The sequence below is a fragment of the Microbispora sp. NPDC004025 genome (assembly GCF_053604425.1).
The window spans coordinates 210,840-229,319 of sequence record NZ_JBSGHN010000005.1 but is presented as its reverse complement, the minus strand read 5'-3'; the positions used below and the strand labels follow the sequence as shown (position 1 = coordinate 229,319).

Below are 18,480 nucleotides of genomic sequence, written 5' to 3'. Positions count from 1 at the left end.
AGCCCGCCGCTCCAGCGGTGGGTGGAGTCACGGTTACAGAATGCCAGCCGTTTCGCGGACTTGACTCGGACGCTACTGGGAAGCGGGCATCATTGGTGTCCTGCCGTCATATGCAAGGAGTTGCGACGTGGAACTTACCGTTGTCATGCCATGCCTCAATGAGGCCGAGACCGTGGAGATCTGTGTTCGCAAGGCCCTCACCTGCATGCGCGAGAACGGGATCGACGGCGAGGTGGTCATCGCCGACAACGGCAGCACCGACGGCTCGCAACAACTGGCCCGCGACGCGGGCGCCCGGGTTGTCCACATTGACGAGAAGGGCTACGGCAACGCCCTGATCGGCGGAATCCGCGCCGCGCGCGGCAAGTACGTCATCATGGGCGACGCGGACGACTCCTATGACTTCACGAGCCTGATGCCCTTCGTCGAGCAGCTCCGGGACGGCGCCGAGCTGGTCATGGGCAACCGGTTCCGCGGCGGCATCGCTCCGGGGGCCATGCCCCCGCTGCACCGCTACCTGGGCAACCCGGTCCTGTCGTTCATCGGCCGGCTGTTCTTCCCCAGCGAGATCGGCGACTTCCACTGCGGCCTGCGGGGCTTCCGCCGCGACTCGATCCTGCGGCTGGGGCTGCAGACCGGCGGCATGGAGTTCGCCTCCGAGATGGTCGTGAAGGCGACCCTGCAGGGGCTCGACGTCCGCGAGGTGCCGACCACCCTGTCGCCCGACGGCCGCTCCCGCCCGCCGCACCTGCGCTCCTGGCGGGACGGCTGGCGTCACCTGCGCTTCCTCATGCTGTACAGCCCGCGCTGGCTGTTCTTCATCCCGGGCCTGGTGCTCATGAGCCTCGGCCTCGTCGTCGGGGCCGCGCTGACGTTCGGCCCGGTCTACATCGGCAAGCTCGCCTTCGACGTCGACACGCTGGTCGGCGCGTCCGCGATGGTGATCAGCGGATTCCAGGCCGTGCTGTTCGCGCTGTTCACCAAGGTGTACGCGGCCGAGGAGGGCTTCCTCCCCGAGGACCGGCGCATCCGCAGGCTGGTGGACGTCGTCACGCTGGAGAAGGGCCTGCTCGCGGGTGGCGCCCTGGCCGTGGCCGGTCTGGTCGGCCTGGTGGCCTCGCTCGCCCACTGGGGCGGCCGCGGCTTCGGCGAGCTGATCCCGGCCGAGTCGCTGCGCCTCGTCGTGCCCTCGGCGACCGCGTTCGTCATGAGCTTCCAGACGATCTTCGCGTCGCTGTTCATCAGCATCCTCGGCATCCGCCGTACGCGGGAGAACCCGGTCGACATCGCGGCGTCCGCCGCCGAGGAGGCCGCCGAGGCCGTCAGCCGCGAGTCCGAGACCGCCGGCCGCGAGTCCGTCGCCTGACACACCGCGGTTTATCCCGGGGAGTCACCTCCCCGGGGCCGATAGGATTCGCACATGGCGGCTACAGGAACGACTGCATCCGGGGAGTCGGCGTTCTACGTGACGACGCCGATCTACTACGTCAACGACGCCCCGCACCTGGGCCACGCCTACACGACCGTCGCGGGCGACGTGCTCACCCGCTGGCACCGCCAGCGCGGCGAGAAGGTGTGGTACCTCACCGGCACGGACGAGCACGGTCAGAAGATCATGCGTACGGCCGAGGCGAACGGCGTGACGCCCCAGGAGTGGTGCGACAAGCTCGTCGAGGACTCCTGGAAGCCGCTCTGGGAGCACCTCCGCATCGCCAACGACGACTTCATCCGCACCACCGAGCCGCGCCACACCGACCGCGTCCAGGAGTTCGTGCAGGACCTGTACGACAAGGGCGAGATCTACAAGGGCGGGTACGAGGGCCCCTACTGCGTCGGGTGCGAGGAGTACAAGTCGCCCGGCGATCTGCTGGAGGGCGACCTGTGCCCGATCCACAAGCGCCCGGTCGAGTGGCTGAAGGAGGAGAACTACTTCTTCAGGCTCTCGGCGTACGGCGAGCGGCTGCTGGAGTTCTACGAGCGGAACCCGGGCTTCGTCCAGCCCGCCTCGGCCCGCAACGAGGTCGTCCAGTTCGTGAAGCAGGGCCTGCAGGACCTGTCGATCTCCCGCTCGACCTTCGACTGGGGCGTCCCGATCCCCTGGGACCCCAAGCACGTGATCTACGTGTGGATCGACGCGCTGCTCAACTACGCCACGGCCGTCGGGTACGGCTCCGACCAGGCGAAGTTCGATTCCACCTGGCCGGCGAACGTCCACCTGGTCGGCAAGGACATCCTCCGGTTCCACGCGGTGATCTGGCCGGCCATGCTCATGGCGAACGGCCTGCCGCTGCCGCGCAAGGTCTTCGCCAACGGCTGGCTCATGGTCGGCGGCGAGAAGATGAGCAAGTCCAACCTCACCGGCATCTCGCCGCGTGACCTGACGAGCCACTTCGGCGTGGACGCCTACCGCTACTACTTCCTGCGGGCGATCCCGTTCGGCCAGGACGGCTCGTTCTCCTGGGAGGACTTCTCCGCCCGCTACACCTCCGAGCTCGCCAACGACTTCGGCAACCTGGCGTCCCGGGTCGCCGCGATGATCGGCAAGTACTTCGACGGGACGTTGCCCGAGGCCAAGGACGCGGGTCCGGCCGAGCAGGCGGTCGCGGACGGCCTCGCCGCCGCGGCGGCCCAGGCGGACACCCTGATCGGCGACAACCTCGACTTCGCCGGCGGCATCGGCGCAATCTTCGACTTCGTGAAGCAGGTCAACGGCTACCTGAGCGACCAGGCGCCGTGGAAGGTGGCCAAGGACGACTCGCCGGAGGGGCAGGCGCGCCTCGCGACGATCCTCTACACCGCGGCCGAGTCGCTGCGCGCGATCGCGGTGCTGCTGCACCCGGTCATGCCCGCCACCAGCGAGAAGCTCTGGGCGTCCCTCGGTGCGGAGCCGCACCTCGGCGCGCTCGCGGACCAGCGGATCGCCGACGTCGCCACCTGGGGCAGGCTGCCCGCCGGCGCCCAGGTCGTCAAGGGCGAGATCCTCTTCCCGAGGCTGGAGACCGCCTGACCATGTCGCGCGAGCGTCCCGTGAAGCCCGAGGCGTTGCCGGGTGAGGTGTTCGACAGCCACTGCCACCTGGACATCATGGTCGGCAACCGGCAGGCGTCCTCGGGGGATCCGGTCGCGCTGGCGGCCCAGGCCGCCGGGGCGAGCGTCGAGTCGATCCTCGCCGAGGCGAAGTCGGTCGGCGTGACGCGACTGGTGACGGTCGGCTACGACCTGCCGTCCTCGCGGTGGAACGCCGCGGTGGCCGGTGAGCACCGGGACGTCTACGCGGCGGTGGCCATCCATCCGAACGAGGCGCACGCCGCCACGCCCGAGGTCCTCGCCGAGATCGAGGGCCTCGCGCGGCTGCCGCACGTGCGGGCGGTGGGGGAGACCGGTCTCGACTACTTCCGCGACTGGGCGTCGAAGGACGACCAGCACGCGAGCTTCCGCGCGCACATCGAGATCGCCAAGCGGACCGGCAGGGCGCTGGTGATCCACGACCGGGACGCGCACGACGACGTGCTCGCCGTGCTCGCCGACCAGGGCGCCCCCGACGTGGTGGTCTTCCACAGCTTCTCCGGCGACGCCGAGATGGCCAAGCGGTGCGTGGACGCCGGTTACTTCATGTCGTTCTCCGGCCCTGTCACCTACAAGAACGCCGGATACCTGCGCGAGGCGGCGGCGGTGGCCGCGCCCGAGCTGATCCTGGTGGAGACCGACGCGCCCTACCTGCCGCCGACGCCGCACCGGGGCAAGCCCAACGCGCCCTACCTGATCCCGCTCACGCTCCGCTGCCTCGCGGAGGTCAAGGGCATGGACGTCGCCGACCTCGCCGCCCGGATCTCGGCCAACGGCGAGACCGTCTTCGGCGCCTGGTAGTCGCGCCGATGCCCCACACTGGAGGCATGAGTCTGCTCGGGCCGGTCGAAGTGCGTGTGCTGGCGGAGAAGCTGAACCTCCGGCCGACGAAGAAGCTGGGGCAGAACTTCGTGATCGACGGCGGCACTGTCCGCCGGATCGTCCGGCTCGCCGAGGTCACCCCGGACGACGTGGCGATCGAGGTCGGGCCGGGGCTCGGCTCGCTCACTCTCGCCCTGCTCCCTGAGGTCGCCGAGGTCGTCGCCGTGGAGATCGACCCGGTGCTGGCGGAGCAGCTGCCGCTGACCGTCGAGCAGCGGGCCCCCGAGGAGGCCGGCCGGCTGAAGGTGGTGCACGCCGACGCGCTCAAGGTCGGGCCCGCCGACCTCGGGGCCGAGCCGACCGTGCTCGTGGCCAACCTGCCGTACAACGTGTCCGTGCCGGTCGTGCTGCACCTGCTCGAGGTGCTGCCGTCGCTGCGGCGCGGGCTGGTGATGGTGCAGTCGGAGGTCGCCGACCGGCTCGCCGCGTCGCCGGGGTCGCGCATCTACGGGGTTCCGTCGGTGAAGGCGGCCTGGTACGCCGACGTGCGCAGGGCCGGGCCGGTCGGGCGCAACGTCTTCTGGCCCGCGCCGAACGTCGACTCCGGACTCGTCTCGCTCGTACGGCGGGAGCCGCCGGCGACGACGGTGACCCGTCAGGAGGTCTTCGCCGCCGTCGACGCGGCCTTCGCGCAGCGCCGTAAGACGCTGCGCGCCGCGCTCGCCTCCTGGGCCGGCACACCGGCCGCAGCCGAGAAGGCACTGGTCGGAGCGGGGATCGACCCCTCGGCGCGCGGGGAGCAACTGCGGATCGAGGACTTCGCCCGCATCGCCGAGCAGCGGGCCGCCGCGATCGCCTAGGCAGTACGGATCTCCGAACGAGGCCGCCCGAGGCCGCCCGAGGCTCCCAAGCGTGCGGATCTTCCCAGGACGTGCGGGTCCTCAGAGCGCGCGGTGAGGGTCGTGAGCGGCCGTCCCCCGCGCGGCCTGTCCGAGACCGTGGGCCCGCGCGCGGGCGACGGCCTCTCCCCGGTCGGCGGCGTGCAGCTTGCCGAGGATGGTCGAAACGCTGTTGCGCACGGTCTTCGGGCTGATGGAGAGCCTGCGGGCGATGGCCTGGTTGCCGAGTCCGGTCGCCACGAGGTCGAGGATCTCCAGCTCACGCGAGGTCAGTTCGGGGAACGGCCGCGGGGAGGCGCCGCGCGGGCCCGCCGCGAACGACCGCAGCACCCGCTGGGCGATCTCCGGGCCGAAGACCGCCTCGCCCGCCGCGACCGCCAGTACGGCACGCACCACGTCGGCCCGGTCGGAGCCCTTGAGCAGATATCCGGAGGCGCCGGCCCGGATGGCGGCGTAGACGGAGTCGTCGTCGGCGTGCATGGTCAGCACGAGCACGGCCGGCCCGTCGTCCCGCGCCGTGATCCGGCGGGTGGCCTCGACGCCGCTCATGCCGGGCATCGTCAGGTCCATCAGCACCACGTCGGGCCGCGACCGCGCGACCGCCGTGAGCGCCGCGAGCCCGTCACCGGCACAGTCCACGACCTCGATCTCGGGCAGTCCGGTGAGTGCCGTCCGCAGGCCGTCGAGGAAGATCGGATGGTCGTCGACGAGCAGGACCCGTACCGGCGTGGTCATGGTCAGATCCTCCCAGAGCCATGCAAAGGGAGCAGAGCGGTCACGCGTGTTCCGCCGCCGGGGCCGGGCCCGATCGTGAGCGTGCCCCCGAGCTCGTCGGCGCGTTCGCGCATGGAGGCCAGGCCGACGCCGTCCCGGAGCGGCGACGTGACCCCGACCCCGTCGTCCGCCACCTCGACCCGCAGCCACGGGTCCTCCGGCACGAGAGTGACGGTGCAGCTCGCGGCCCCGGCGTGCCGTACGACGTTGGTCATGGCCTCCGTCACGATCCGGTAGGCCGCGACCTCCACGGCGGCGCTGGGCACGGCGAGGTCGTCGGGACAGTGCACCCGTACGCGCAGGCCCGCCGCACGCAGCGCCGCGGCGTGTTCCCGCACGACGCCCGCGAGACCCAGATCGTCGAGAGCGGGCGGGCGCAGCCCGTGCACGACCTGCCGTACGTCGGTCACGGACCGGCTGATCAACGCCTTGATCTTCGCGACCAGATGGGCCGTGTCGGCGTCCCCCACCCGGTCGGCGAGCACGTCGATCTGCAGGCTGGCCGCGGCCAGCAGCGGTCCCAGGCCGTCGTGCAGATCCCGGCGGACGCGCAGCCGCTCCTCCTCGCGTGCCCGGACGATCCTTTCCCGCGACTCGCGCAGGTCCTCCGACAGGCGCGCCGCACGGATCGCGACGGCGATCTGCCCGGCGAGGTCGGCGAGCAGCTCCTGCTCCCGGGCGTCGAACCTGCTCTGCCCGGAGCGGTGGCCGACCAGCAGCGTTCCCTCCTGACGGCCGTGGGCGACCAGGGGAAACGCGAGCATGCCGGGCGGGGCGGGGACGTCACGGCCTGTCACGACCCGCGCCTGCGGCAGGCGCAGCATGGTGGTGAGCGTCTCGGTGACCGTGCGCAGCAGCTCCTCCAGCACGTCGATCCGGGACAGCCGTTCCGCCAGCCCGGTGAGCACCTCGTACGGATGACCGCGGTCGCCGAACAGCAGCCGGTCGACCCCGCGCAGCAGCCGGTCCTTCACCGGACTCAGCGAGACCGCGACGACGGCCGTCGCCAGGAGCGCGGAGCCGCGGCTCGGATCGGGGGCGAGGATCGTGGACGTCACGGCGAGGCAGGCCAGGTAGGTCACGACCACGATCGCGGTGAGCGCCGCGTAGACGATGGCGCGGTCGAGCACGGCCGCGATGTCGAACAGATCGGTGCGCAGGATCGCGACCCCGGTCGCGACGGGCATCGCGGCCACCGTGAGGCTCTCCAGGATCGCGCCGAACCAGTCCGGCGTCCACGCGTCCGCGAGCGGCTGCGCCACGATGCCGGCGATGACCACGACGGCGGCCAGCGCCAGCCACGCCAGGCGTTCGCGGCCCGCGCCGTCGGCCCGGCTCCAGCGCACGATGATCGACGCCGTCGCGGTCAGGGTCAGCCCGAGAAGGACGACGAGCATGCCGGTCGTGACCGCGGGCGCGACCGGCCCCAGCAGCGGTACGCCGAGGGGGTTCACGGCGGGGTCGTCCTCGCTGATCCGTCCCGGGGTGACGGCGATCGAGGCGACGAGGACCACCAGCGCGGCCGTCGTGGCGTGCAACGCCCATCGCCACCGGGGCGTCGGCGGACGCCCGTCGGGATAGAGCAGCAGGGGATAGGTCGTGGCGGTCACCCAGGCCACGGCGAACAGCGCGTTCTGCACCAGCACCAGCAGCGGGCCCAGCACGGAGGCCGGGTCCGTCGCGACGGCGTGCTGGGCCAGCCCGTCCCCGACGGCCGCGCCGAACTGCAGCACTCCCACGGCCAGGAAGAACCAGCCGACGGGGTTGCCCGGACGGTGCCAGGCGATGAGCGCGCCGACCAGCGGGAAGGCGAGGAACCCGGCGAACCACACGATGTCGGAGGCGGCCGGAGCGGTCACCCCGGTGACGAAAGCCGCGCCCCACGCCGTCGCGGCGAACAGGACGACCGACGTGCCGAGCAGGCTTCCGGCGGTCAGGCGCGACAGACGGGTTACCACGTTCTTCTCCCAGCGTTCGCGACCGGGAAACCATAACGCCGCGCGTGTCCTGCCGTCCCGGGACGTCCGTCCCGTCCCCGTACGGGCGTGACCACGGGATCGGGGAGGACGTCCGCCGGTGGCCGCCGGGGCGGCGGGCGGCCGAGGGTCGGTGCGTCAGTGGGAGTCCACGTGATCTGGAGGAGAGATGTCCACCGTCAACGCAGGAACGGCCGAGACCGCGCCCACCGTCGTACGGCCCGCGCTCGGCACCGCGGCGGTCGCCGCGCTCGCCCTCTTCGTGGTGATGTTCGGCACCTGGGCGCCCGAGTCCCCGCAGGCCGGCAAGGCGGACGCGGCGGCCGTCCGCGCGTGGGCGGCCGAGTCGATGACGACCCTGCGGGTCAACGCCTTCGCGGGGGTGCTGGCCGTCGTCGCGCTGGTCGTGCTGACGGCCGCGCTGGCCCGGCTGGCCCGCGCGTCCGCCCCCGGCTCGCCGCTGGCCGGAGTGGTCCTGCTGAGCGGCGGCCTGCTCGCCGCCCTCAACGCCGTCGTTACGGGGGTCACGCTGCTCTGGGTGCTGCCGGACCTGCCCGCGACCGGTGACGCCACGCTGCTGACGTGGCACTCCTTGTCCTGGTTCGGCCAGATGCTCGGAGAGGTCGCCGTGGTCGTCCAGTCGCTGCTGATGGGGGCGTTCTCGGTCGCGGCACTGCGGGGCGGGATCGTCACGCGCTGGCTGTGCTGGCTCGGCGTCGTGCTCGCCGTGACGGGCCTGGTCAGTGTCGTCGGTGTGGTCGTGCCGTCGGCGGTGTTCGACACGGCGTGGCTCGCCGGTCTCTACGGGTGGATGCTCTGGCCACTGCTCGCCGCGATCGTCTTCGGCCTGCGCTGGGCTCGCCTGCGGCGATGAGGTCCACGCCCGGGCCCGCTGTCAGGGCCCGGGCATGCGCCGCCGAATCAGGACGCGCGGATCAGGACGCGCGGACCGGCCGGCGGCCGAGATAGGCGAGAAGCGCGACCACGTCATCGGCGTCGCCGCCCGCGTCGAGGGCCGCGGCGTACGCGCCGTAGGCGCGCAGCGGCTCGACGATCCGGGTGGCGACCTCCATCAGCGGCCGGGCCATCGCGGGCGTGAGGGGCGAGGGCTGCCCGGTGGCCGTCGCGATGTCCCAGGCGTGCACGGCGGCGTCGAGCGCGCATGCGCCGGCCGCGAGCCAGGCGGGCATGGGGCCCTGCGGGAGCGGCACCGGCACCTGCTCGGCCTGGTCGTCGACGGTCGCCCAGGCGCCGGCCGAGGCGTCCAGCGCCGCGGCGAGATACGTCGCGGGGTCACCGTCGACTTGGCCGGAGGGGGAGAACGGGTCCTCGGACGGCCACGGCCCACCCGTGATCGCCGCGGCGAACGCGATCTGGTCGCCGGCCGCGTGCTGCAGCACCTGGGTGACCGACCACTTCTCGCAGGGCGTCGCGGCGTCCCAGCTGCCGGGGGCGACGCCGGCGACCGCCCCGCGCAGCGCGTCGTGGGACTCGGCCAGCAGGGTCCGCCAGCTCGCCGTCATGGTCTCGCTCATCAGGGTGCCCTCTCGTCGAACAGGGAGCGGAATGTTCCGTTCCGTTACTGACAACTCTACCAGAACGGAATGTTCTGTTCCACTGCTACCGTGTGGGCATGCCACAGCGGACAGACGACAACGGCGCCGCCGGCCTCGCCGGGCGGCGGGGGCAGGCGGCACGCAACGACGCGGCCATCCTCGACGCCGCCAGGGAGGTCTTCCTCGCCGATCCCAAGGCCCCGGTCGCCGCCGTCGCCGAGCGGGCCGGGGTCGGAATGAGCGCGCTCTACCGGAGATATCCCGGCAAGGAGGACCTGCTGCGGCGGCTGTGCCACGACGGGCTGCGCCGCTGGATCGAGGAGGCGGAGGCCGCCGAGACCGAGCCGGACGCCTGGACGGCCCTCACCGTCTTCCTCGGCCGGATCGTCGACGCCGACGTGCACTCCCTCACCGTCCACCTCGCCGGAACCTTCACGCCGACCGAGGAGATGCGGCGTGACGCGCAGCGGGCCGGCGCGCTGATGGACCGGCTGGTGGAGCGGGCCCACGCGACCGGACGGCTGCGCCGCGACGTGGTCGCCGAGGACATGGGCCTGGTGCTCGAGAGCTGCGCCGCCGTGCGCGTGCCCGACCCCGGACGGACCGGCGAACTGCGGCGGCGCTGCCTGGCGATGCTGCTCGCCGGTCTGGCCGGAGACGACGTGGATCCACTGCCCGGGCCGCCGCCCGCGCCGGGCGAGCTGGAGTGGCGGTGGCGCGGGTGAGCCGCTCTGACGGAGCGAGTTTGACGTGATCAACTAGCCATCTCGTTCCATCAGATTAATGTGATTTGGGTCACATTGGTGCCTTGCGTGGATCAGTGACGCTCCGTAATGGCGTCGCGACGGCGGCCTCTGTGATCAGCGGAAACGTGACGGCGCGCTGAGCGATTCGAGCGGCGGCGACGGGCTCGATCTTGACCGGCTGATCAGACTGAAACCACTAGACGGGGTCACAACTGGCAAAACCTCGGATAGCTTCTTACCCGTCCTTTACTGACGGATGGGGCGCAAGCGGCGCCCGACGATCAGACCAGGGAGTAGTAAGTTGAAGCGCACCCTCACCCTCGGCGGCATCGCGGTCGGCATGCTGGCCGCCGCTGCTGTCGCCACCCCGGCTCAGGCCGACTCGGACGTCGCCCCGCCGGTCAACCTGGCCAACACGAACTTCGCCGCCAAGCAGGTCGCCGCGTTCTGGTACGGCCAGGCCAAGGCCAACCTCGTCAACGCGACGCCGTACAACGTCGAGACGACCGTGCCGTCCAAGCACGTGTCGACCGGCGGTGCCTCCGCTGACAGCAAGGCCGGCGTCGTCGGCTCCAGCGGTGACAAGAAGGCGTCCACCGGCACGTCGAAGAACGTCAACCTGCCGAAGACCACCGGCAAGGTGTTCTTCATCGGCGCCGACAAGAAGCCGCACTGGTGCTCCGCGACCGCGGTGCAGAGCCAGTACAAGAACCTGGTCGCGACCGCGGGCCACTGCGTCTACGACACGGTGAGCAACAAGGCCACCCTCGACAAGTGGGTGTTCATCCCGGGTTACTACCAGGGCAAGACCCCGTGGGGCATCTACGTGGGTAAGACCGCGTACACCCACTACGACTTCGACAACTACGAGGACGGCGACCGCAACTACGCGTTCGTCACCGTCTACAACGGTGTCCAGGTCACCGACGTCAAGACCGACAAGGTCAAGAACTGGGTCGACAACCGCAACTTCGAGACCAAGGCCGAGGCCGAGAAGGCGCGCAAGGAGCTGGAGCTCAAGAGCACCGGCTTCGCGGGCAAGATCGTCAGCCGGATCGACTGGGCCCACAAGGTGCCGCTGCGCACTCCTGACTCGAAGAAGGTCGAGGCCAGCGTCGCTCAGATCGCGGTCGACCCGAAGACCGTCGACTCGGCCAAGAAGACCCTGGCGGAGCAGGCCGAGAAGTACGGCACCTCCACCTACTCGGACAAGACGTGGGGCGTCGTCGTCAACCGGGTCTCCAAGCGGGAGTTCGGCAACGGCGGCTGGTCGTCCGACGGCAAGGCCTACTACTTCGCCAAGGACAACGCCTGGTACAAGGCCACCTTCTGGGGCAACTTCGACGTCGACTACAAGCTCCGCGGCAAGCTGGTCGACATCGCCCTGAAGGACGTCGGCACCCTCGGCGCCAACGTCGGTGGTCAGGGCCTGGCCTACAACCAGAAGATCGGCACGAACGTCTTCGTGTTCGGTTACCCGAGCGGGTCGCACCCGGACGGCAGCTACGCCTTCACCGGCAAGACCCTCAAGTGGAGCTACGGCAAGACCTTCAAGGCCGCTGCTCCGGCCATGAAGGCCGAGGAGCTCGTCGGCATCAAGTCCTCCTTCACCGGCCAGGGCTCGATCGGTTCCTCGTGGCTGTACCGCTACAGCAGCACCAAGCGTCTCGGTTACCTCAACGGTGTGACCATCGCGGTCTCCGACACCGACGGCAACAAGCGCATCGACACCAGCGTCTCCCCGTACTTCGACGGTGAGACCCTGGCGGTCTACAAGTACGCCGCGAAGTTCGCTTCCGGCAAGATCGTCTGAGGTTCTCCCGCGGCCATCGGGTGAACTGAGGGAAGGGCTCGGCGTCCAGCCGGGCCCTTTCCGCATGTACGGGCCCGGATGACCAATGGTTGACCAGCGGAAATCCGCGAGATGTCCCCGTGGGCGGGTGCCGCTAAGCTCGGGTCCCATGGTCAGGCACAGACGACGTGGCCTCGCCCGTCGCCCACTACCAGGACGACACGAACCGGGACGACACACGTGGGAACGACGCGAGCGGGGGGAACGGGCGATGAGCGCGATCACGGTGCGCGTGCCGGCGAAGGTCAACCTCCAGCTCGCGGTCGGCCCGCTGCGCGAGGACGGCTACCACGACCTGGTGAACGTCTTCCACGCGGTCTCGCTGTTCGACGAGGTCACCGCCGCCGAGCCGGCGGACGGGGACGCCACCGCGGCTCCGCTCAGGGTCAGGGTCGAGGGGGACCACACCGGTGGGGTTCCGGTGAGCGACGACAACCTCGCCGTCCGGGCCGCCATGGCGCTGGCCGGCCGGGCGGGCCGTACGTACCGGGCCGATCTGCTGATCCGCAAGTCGATCCCCGTGGCGGGCGGAATGGCCGGGGGGAGCGCCGACGCCGCCGCGGCCCTGGTCGCCTGCAACGAGCTGTGGGGCCTCGGGCTGCCGGTCGAGGACCTGATGGAGATCGGTGCCGACATCGGCAGCGACGTGCCGTTCGCGCTGCTCGGCGGCACGGCCGTGGGCACCGGACGCGGCGAGCGGCTCGCGCCGCTGGAGACCGCGGGGGTCTTCCACTGGGTGTTCGCGCTCGCCGACGGCGGCCTGTCGACCCCGAGGGTGTACGGCGAGTGCGACCGGCTGCGCGAGGAGGCGGGGGTGGCCGCACCGCGTCCCGCGGTGAGCGAGACGCTGCTCGACGCCCTGCGCCGGGGCGACGCGAAGGCGCTGGGGCAGGCGCTGACCAACGATCTCCAGCCCGCGGCGCTGGCGCTGCGTCCCTCGCTCGCGGACACGCTCGCCGCCGGGCGTGAGCACGGCGCGCTCGGCGCGCTCGTCTCCGGGTCCGGCCCCACCTGCGCGTTCCTGGCCGAGTCGGCCGAGCACGCGCACGAACTGGCCGGCCTGATCACGGACGTCGACGGCTGCCGGGCCGTCGTCACCGCGCACGGTCCCGTCCCCGGCGCGACCGTTGCCGGTGCGGGGGCCGGATAAGCTTTACAGGCCATGAATCTGGTCAATCTGGAGTCCGTCTCCCACGCCTTCGGGCCCAAGCCGCTGCTCGCCGACGTCTCGCTCGGGCTCGAGCAGGGCGACCGGATCGGCGTCGTCGGCCGCAACGGCGGTGGCAAGACCACGCTCATCTCGATCATCGCGGGGACGCTGAAGCCCGACAGCGGCCGCGTCACGCACACCCGCAATCTGCGCGTCGGCACGCTCTCGCAGCGTGACCAGTTCGACCCGGACACCGCCGTGAAGGACATCGTGCTGGCCGGACGGGCCGAGCACGAGTGGGCCGGCGACCCCGCGATCAGGGAGATCCTCGCCAACCTGCTCGGCGACATCGACCTCGCGGCTCCCGCGGGCGCGCTGTCCGGCGGTGAGCGCCGCCGTACGGCACTGGCGCGGCTGCTGGTCGAAGAGCACGACCTGCTGATCCTCGACGAGCCCACCAACCACCTCGACATCGAGGCCATCGCCTGGCTCGCCGGGCATCTCGTCCAGCGCAAGTCCGCGCTGCTGGTGGTAACGCACGACCGGTGGTTCCTCGACGCGGTCTCCACCCGCACGTGGGAGGTCGTCGACGGCTCGGTGGAGCGCTACGAGGGCGGCTACGCGGCGTACGTGCTGGCCAAGGCCGAGCGGGCGCGGATCGCGCAGGCCGCGGAGGACCGCCGGCAGAACCTCATGCGCAAGGAGATCGCGTGGCTGCGGCGCGGACCGCCGGCCCGGACCTCCAAGCCCAAGTTCCGGATCAACGCCGCCGAGGCGCTCATCGCCAACGAGCCGCCGGCGCGGGAGACGGTCGAGCTGCTCAACTTCGCCTCGGCGCGGCTCGGCAAGACCGTCGTGGACCTGGAGGACGTGACGCTCCACGCCGGCGGCCCGGGGTCGGGTCCGCTGGTGCTCGAACGGTGCACCTACCAGTTCGGGCCGGGGGACCGGATCGGCCTGATCGGGGTCAACGGCTCGGGCAAGTCGTCGGTGCTGCGCCTGCTGTCGGGCACGGTCGAGCACGACTCCGGCCGCGTCGTCCGCGGCAAGACCGTACGGCTCGCGCACCTGTCGCAGGAGCTCGCCGAGCTGGACCCCACGCGGCGGGTGCTGGAGACGGTCGAGGAGATCCGCAAGTACGTCCAGGTGGGCAAGAAGGAGTGGTCGGCCTCCCAGCTGCTGGAACGTCTCGGCTTCCGGGGCGAGGCGCAGTGGAAGGTCGTCGGCGACCTGTCCGGCGGCGAGCGCCGGCGGCTGCAGCTCCTGCGGCTGATCATGGACGAGCCGAACGTGCTGCTGCTCGACGAGCCGACCAACGACCTCGACATCGAGACGCTCACCGAGCTGGAGGACCTGCTCGACGCGTGGCCGGGCACGCTCGTGGTGGTCAGTCACGACCGGTACTTCCTGGAGCGGGTGGCCGACCGCTGCGTCGCGCTCCTCGGGGACGGCACGATGTCGATGCTGCCGGGCGGGGTGGACGAATACCTGGAACGCCGTGCGGCGGGCCAGGCCCTGTCGGCCCGCGCGGCCTCCGGTGCCGCCGGTTCTTCCGTGCAGGTGCGGCCGGACAGCCAGCCGGCGCAGGCCGTGGGGCCGTCCGCCAAGGAGTTGCGCGAGCTGCAGAAGGAGCTCAACCGGCTGGAGCGGCAGATCGACAAGTTCGGCGAGCGCGAGGCGAAGCTGCACGCCCAGATGGCGGAGGCGGCGAGCGACTTCGAGCGCCTGGGCAAGCTCGACGCCGAGCTGCGCGACATCGCCGCGCAGAAGGAGGCGGCCGAGCTGGAGTGGATGACGCTCGCCGAGCGGCTCGACCAGTAGGCGGGCAACTCGTCCTGAAGGCGGATAAAAGGAAAGGGCCCGGCAGGCTGCCGGGCCCTTCGCGCGCGATCGGCGACTAGACGATCTTGCCGGACGCGGTGGCCGCGGCGACCTTGTAGACGCCCAGGGTCTCGCCGTCGAAGTACGGCGAGATGCTGGTGTCGTACCGGTCGTTGCCGTCGGTGTCCGAGACGCCGATGGTGACGCCGTTCAGGTAGCCGAACCGCTTGCTGTTGTTGTACTTGAACAGCCAGCCGGAGCCGAGCGCGCCCTCACCGGTGAAGGACGACTTTATGCCCTGGAGCGCCTCGCCCTTGATGGACGGCGCCACGGCCGGGAAGGTCTTGCCGTAGCTGTACTTGAGGGTCTTGCCGGTGAAGGCGTAGTTGCCGTCCGGGTGCGACCCGCTCGGGTAGCCGAACACGAAGGTCGGCTGGCCGACCTTCTGGTTGTAGGCGAGACCCTGGCCGGGGACGTTGTCGCCGAGGCGGCCGACGTCCTTCAGCGTGATGTCCACGATCTTGCCGGTCAGCTTGTAGTCCAGGTCGTACTTGGCCCAGAAGTTGACCTTGTAGTAGCCGTGGTCGTAGATGAAGTAGACGCTCTTGCCGTCCTCCGAGACCCGGAACACGACGTCGTTGATCTTCACCTCGTCCTTGGCCGAGTTGTACTCGGTCAGCGAGACGCGGGTGACCTTGATCCCGGTGCCGGGCGCGGTCTTGAAGTCCGTCGTCTGACCGCGGCCCTTGTTCAGGATCTCCACGGCGTCCTTGGTCGCGGGGGCCTTGTTGTCGGCGGTGAGAGCCGGCGCCTGGAGGTTCTGCCAGTGGGCCCAGCTGCAGACGTCGATCCACGTCTGCTGATATTCCTTGTTCTTCTTGTCCCTGACGACCGTCTCGGGCTTCGACACGAACGGCACGATCTTGCCGGCCCAGCCGGTCTGCTTGATCTCGACGTCCTTCTGCGCCTTCTCGGCGTCGGCCAGGGTCTTGAAGACGCGCTTGTCGACCCAGTTCTTGACGCTGTCGGTCTTCACGTCGGTGACCTGGACACCGTTGTAGACGGCGACGAAGGCGTAGTCGAAGTCGCCGTCGCCGTAGACCTCGTAGTCGAAGTGGGTGAAGGCCGTCTTGCCGACGTAGATGCCCCACGGGGTCTTGCCCTGGTAGTAGCCGGGGATGAAGACCCACTTGTTCATCGTGGCCTTCTCTTTCGCCGTGCTGAAGACGCAGTGCCCGGCGGTCGCCACGAGGTTCTTGTGCCCGCTCTGGATGGCCGTGGCGGAGCACCAGTGCGGCTTGTTGTCGGCGCCGACGAAGAACACCTTGCCGGAGGACCGGGGCAGGTTGACGTTCTTCGAGGTGCCGGTGGGCTTCTGGTCACCGCTGGACCCGACGACACCCGCCTTGACGGACGCGGGCTCCTTCGGCAGGTGGGCGACGACCTTGGAGGAGACCTTGGTCTCCACGTTGTACGGCGTGGCGTTGATCAGGTTGGCCATCTTCTGGCCGTACCAGAACGCGGCCACCTGCTTGGCGGCGAAGTTCGTGTCGGCCAGGGGCTTGGCCGGCACCTTCTCCGCCTGTGCGGGGGAGGCGACGAGTGCGGAAGCCAGCAGGCCGGCCGCCACGCCGCCGATAGCGAGGGTGCGCTTCACTTGTTCTCCCAGGTCTGGCGTGGGGCGTGACATTTGCCCCATGCGTCAGTAAAGGATGAAAATAAAGTTATCGGAGAAGATCAGTGGGGCGTAAGGGCTGTTACTGGAGCGATGCGTGACAGCCGTCCCGGGATATAAGAAAAGGGCCCGGCTCAAGGCCGGGCCCTTTCCTTGGTCCAGTCAGAGCGTCAGAGGAAGGTCTCAGACGATCTTGCCGGAAGCGAACTTCGCGGCGTACTGGTAGACGGCCAGGGTCTCACCGTCGAAGTACGGGGAGACGCTGGTGTCGATGCGCTTGTTGCCGTCGGTGTCGGAGACCGCGATGGTCACACCGTTGAGGTAACCGAGACGCTTGGTGTTGCTGTAGCGGTACAGCCAGGACGAGCCGATCGAGCCCTCGCCGGTGAAGGAGGACTTGATGCCGACGAGCTCCTCGGCCTTGAGCGCGGGGGCAGCGGCCTTGAAGGTCTTGCCGTAGGCCCACTTGAGGGTCTTGCCGGTGAAGGCGTAGTTGCCGTCCGGGTGCGACCCGCTCGGGTAGCCGAAGACGAAGACCGCGGAACCGATCTTCTGGTTGTAGGCCAGGCCCTGACCACCGACGTTGCTGCCGAGGGTGCCGACGTCCTTGAGGGCGATGTCGACGATCTTCCCCTTGAGGATGTAGTCGATGTCGAAGTTGGCCCAGAAGGTGACCTTGTACCAGCCGTTGTTGTAGGCGAAGTACAGGGCCTTGTAGTCCGCGGAGACGCGGACGTCGCCCTCGCCGTACTTGGCGCCGTTGAACTCTTCCTTGCTGACGCGGGTCACGGTGACGCCGGTGCCCCGGGACACCTTGAACTCCGTGGTGCCGCCACGCTGCTGGTTGATCTTGGCAGCGATGTCGTCGATGTCCTGCGCGGACGGGCTGCTCAGGGTGGCGTAGTTGTCGCCCCAGCCCTGGGCGTACGCCCACCAGAGGATGTTGATGTACTCCTTCTGGGACTCGGCGTGCCGGTTGCGAACCACCGTGCGGTAGTCCACGACGGGCTTGATCTCGCCGGCCCAGCCGGTGGTCTTGAGCTCGAGGTCCTTGCGGGCCTTCTCCGCGTCCGCCTTGGTCTCGAACTTGCGGTTGTCCACCCAGTTCTTGACCTTGTCGACGGCCACGTCGGTGACCTGGACACCGTTGTAGACGGTGACGAACGCGTAGTTGCGGTCGCCGTCCTCGTAGTTGTCGAAGTCGTAGTGGGTGTAGGCCGTCTTACCGACGTAGATGCCCCACGGGGTCTTGCCCTGGTAGTAACCCGGGATGAAGACCCACTTGTCGAGGGTGGCCTTGTTGCTCACCGTGTCGTAGACGCAGTGACCGGCGGTCGCGACCAGGTTCTTGTACTGGCTCTGCACCGAGGTGGCGGAGCACCAGTGCGGCTTGTTGTCGGCGCCGATGAAGAAGACCTTGCCGGTGGTTTTCGGCAGGTTGATGTTCTTCAGGTTGCTCGTGGCGGCCTTCTGGTCGCCGCTGGAGCCCACGACGCCGGCCTTGCTGTCGGCGGAAGCGCCACCCGTGGAGACGTGCTTGGTCGGCAGCGTCGTCTCGACGTTGTAGGGGGTCGCGTTGATCAGGTTCGCCTTGCCCTGGCCGTACCAGAACGCGGCGACCTGCTTGGCGGCGAAGTTCGTGTTGGCGAGGTTGACCGGAGGGGCGACGTCCGAGTCGGCCTGAGCCGGCGCGGCGACGGCGGCAGCGGCCAGCAGGCCCGCCGCGATCCCGCCGAGAGCGAGGGTGCGCTTCATGGATTTCTCCCAGGTCTGTCGTGGGACGCCGCTTGCGCCCCATGCGTCAGTGAAGGATCGAGGAGAAAGCTATAGGAGAAAGCAGGGGTATGTAAGGCGATTCGTGAGGACTGTCGGTGAGGGGGAAATGGCGTATTGATGTCATCATCTGCCGCCCTTGACCATGTTTGCGCTGATCACGTGGGCCTTGTTCGATCTTTTCCACTCGCGGTCATGGAACGGTTCAGGAAATCCTGTGATGCAAATCACACATGAGAGATGAAACCAGGAGGAGTCCGGACTCCGTCAAAGTCGGTCCCGCTGCTGCGATGCGGCTTCCGCATGAGGCTCTACAGAGGGGGTTTGCGCGGGTGAGGCGGGTGTTCGGGCGTGGACCGTGCAGCCGTGT

Annotated in this window: 14 protein-coding genes; 9 read left to right on the top strand and 5 right to left on the bottom strand. The window is 69.7% G+C overall.

The genetic code is table 11. From position 1 onward, the window contains the following. Nucleotides 1-127 precede the first annotated feature (127 nt). The 4 genes from ACWEQG_RS16385 to rsmA are packed head-to-tail and all read left to right on the top strand — an operon-like array spanning nt 128 to nt 4,748. Nucleotides 128-1,366, top strand: a complete 1,239-nt coding sequence (locus tag ACWEQG_RS16385; protein WP_363470033.1) for a glycosyltransferase family 2 protein — start codon at nt 128-130, stop codon at nt 1,364-1,366. Between the two features lie 54 nt (nt 1,367-1,420). Next, nucleotides 1,421-3,007 (top strand): methionine--tRNA ligase, encoded by a 1,587-nt coding sequence (gene metG / locus ACWEQG_RS16380; protein ID WP_452285440.1) that lies wholly within the window; start codon nt 1,421-1,423, stop codon nt 3,005-3,007. A gap of 2 nt (nt 3,008-3,009) precedes the next feature. Further along, nucleotides 3,010-3,867: a TatD family hydrolase gene (locus ACWEQG_RS16375; protein WP_452285438.1), complete on the top strand. Its 858-nt coding sequence runs from the start codon at nt 3,010-3,012 to the stop codon at nt 3,865-3,867. Between the two features lie 26 nt (nt 3,868-3,893). Further along, nucleotides 3,894-4,748, top strand: coding sequence for a 16S rRNA (adenine(1518)-N(6)/adenine(1519)-N(6))-dimethyltransferase RsmA (gene rsmA, locus ACWEQG_RS16370; protein ID WP_363470024.1), 855 nt, complete (start codon nt 3,894-3,896; stop codon nt 4,746-4,748). 81 nt (nt 4,749-4,829) lie between these two features. Here rsmA and ACWEQG_RS16365 read toward each other — a convergent pair whose 3' ends face one another. Together ACWEQG_RS16365 and ACWEQG_RS16360 are read right to left on the bottom strand one after the other, a co-directional pair. Further along, nucleotides 4,830-5,522: a response regulator gene (locus ACWEQG_RS16365; RefSeq protein WP_452285436.1), complete on the bottom strand. Its 693-nt coding sequence runs from the start codon at nt 5,520-5,522 to the stop codon at nt 4,830-4,832. A 2-nt stretch (nt 5,523-5,524) separates the two neighbouring features. After that, nucleotides 5,525-7,519, bottom strand: coding sequence for an ATP-binding protein (locus ACWEQG_RS16360; protein WP_452285434.1), 1,995 nt, complete (start codon nt 7,517-7,519; stop codon nt 5,525-5,527). Nucleotides 7,520-7,706: 187 nt separating this feature from the next. Between ACWEQG_RS16360 and ACWEQG_RS16355 the strand changes: the two genes are divergently transcribed. Then, nucleotides 7,707-8,411 carry a hypothetical protein gene (locus tag ACWEQG_RS16355; protein WP_452285432.1) on the top strand — a complete coding sequence of 235 codons (705 nt, stop codon included), beginning with the start codon at nt 7,707-7,709 and terminating at the stop codon, nt 8,409-8,411. Between the two features lie 61 nt (nt 8,412-8,472). Here the strand turns inward: ACWEQG_RS16355 and ACWEQG_RS16350 are convergent, their stop codons facing one another. Next, entirely contained in the window at nt 8,473-9,072 is a 600-nt protein-coding gene (locus ACWEQG_RS16350) for a TIGR03086 family metal-binding protein (RefSeq protein WP_452285429.1), read from the bottom strand. Between the two features lie 98 nt (nt 9,073-9,170). On the opposite strand from ACWEQG_RS16350, the gene ACWEQG_RS16345 reads away from it, so the two are divergent. From ACWEQG_RS16345 to ACWEQG_RS16330, 4 genes are all read left to right on the top strand, one after another. Continuing rightward, complete coding sequence (locus tag ACWEQG_RS16345) at nt 9,171-9,818, top strand: TetR/AcrR family transcriptional regulator (protein WP_452285427.1); 648 nt, start codon at nt 9,171-9,173, stop codon at nt 9,816-9,818. 322 nt (nt 9,819-10,140) lie between these two features. Beyond that, nucleotides 10,141-11,652, top strand: coding sequence for a trypsin-like serine peptidase (locus ACWEQG_RS16340; protein WP_452285425.1), 1,512 nt, complete (start codon nt 10,141-10,143; stop codon nt 11,650-11,652). A gap of 250 nt (nt 11,653-11,902) precedes the next feature. Next, a complete protein-coding gene (locus ACWEQG_RS16335) occupies nt 11,903-12,841 on the top strand; it encodes a 4-(cytidine 5'-diphospho)-2-C-methyl-D-erythritol kinase (RefSeq protein ID WP_452285423.1) in 939 nt (312 codons plus the stop codon). A 12-nt stretch (nt 12,842-12,853) separates the two neighbouring features. After that, nucleotides 12,854-14,662, top strand: coding sequence for an ABC-F family ATP-binding cassette domain-containing protein (locus ACWEQG_RS16330; RefSeq protein WP_452285421.1), 1,809 nt, complete (start codon nt 12,854-12,856; stop codon nt 14,660-14,662). A 76-nt stretch (nt 14,663-14,738) separates the two neighbouring features. Here ACWEQG_RS16330 and ACWEQG_RS16325 read toward each other — a convergent pair whose 3' ends face one another. Both ACWEQG_RS16325 and ACWEQG_RS16320 read right to left on the bottom strand, forming a co-directional pair. Continuing rightward, nucleotides 14,739-16,319, bottom strand: coding sequence for a trypsin-like serine peptidase (locus ACWEQG_RS16325; RefSeq protein ID WP_452285419.1), 1,581 nt, complete (start codon nt 16,317-16,319; stop codon nt 14,739-14,741). Between the two features lie 201 nt (nt 16,320-16,520). After that, nucleotides 16,521-18,092 (bottom strand): trypsin-like serine peptidase, encoded by a 1,572-nt coding sequence (locus ACWEQG_RS16320; protein ID WP_452285417.1) that lies wholly within the window; start codon nt 18,090-18,092, stop codon nt 16,521-16,523. Nucleotides 18,093-18,480 lie beyond the last annotated feature (388 nt).

Excerpts from the sequence above, each read along its gene's own strand:
- metG (WP_452285440.1), top strand. The coding sequence starts at position 1,421 with ATGGCGGCTACAGGAACGACTGCATCCGGGGAGTCGGCGTTCTACGTG.
- ACWEQG_RS16375 (WP_452285438.1), top strand. The coding sequence starts at position 3,010 with ATGTCGCGCGAGCGTCCCGTGAAGCCCGAGGCGTTGCCGGGTGAGGTG.
- rsmA (WP_363470024.1), top strand. The coding sequence starts at position 3,894 with ATGAGTCTGCTCGGGCCGGTCGAAGTGCGTGTGCTGGCGGAGAAGCTG.
- ACWEQG_RS16365 (WP_452285436.1), bottom strand. The coding sequence starts at position 5,522 with ATGACCACGCCGGTACGGGTCCTGCTCGTCGACGACCATCCGATCTTC.
- ACWEQG_RS16355 (WP_452285432.1), top strand. The coding sequence starts at position 7,707 with ATGTCCACCGTCAACGCAGGAACGGCCGAGACCGCGCCCACCGTCGTA.
- ACWEQG_RS16350 (WP_452285429.1), bottom strand. The coding sequence starts at position 9,072 with ATGAGCGAGACCATGACGGCGAGCTGGCGGACCCTGCTGGCCGAGTCC.
- ACWEQG_RS16345 (WP_452285427.1), top strand. The coding sequence starts at position 9,171 with ATGCCACAGCGGACAGACGACAACGGCGCCGCCGGCCTCGCCGGGCGG.
- ACWEQG_RS16335 (WP_452285423.1), top strand. The coding sequence starts at position 11,903 with ATGAGCGCGATCACGGTGCGCGTGCCGGCGAAGGTCAACCTCCAGCTC.
- ACWEQG_RS16330 (WP_452285421.1), top strand. The coding sequence starts at position 12,854 with ATGAATCTGGTCAATCTGGAGTCCGTCTCCCACGCCTTCGGGCCCAAG.
- ACWEQG_RS16320 (WP_452285417.1), bottom strand. The coding sequence starts at position 18,092 with ATGAAGCGCACCCTCGCTCTCGGCGGGATCGCGGCGGGCCTGCTGGCC.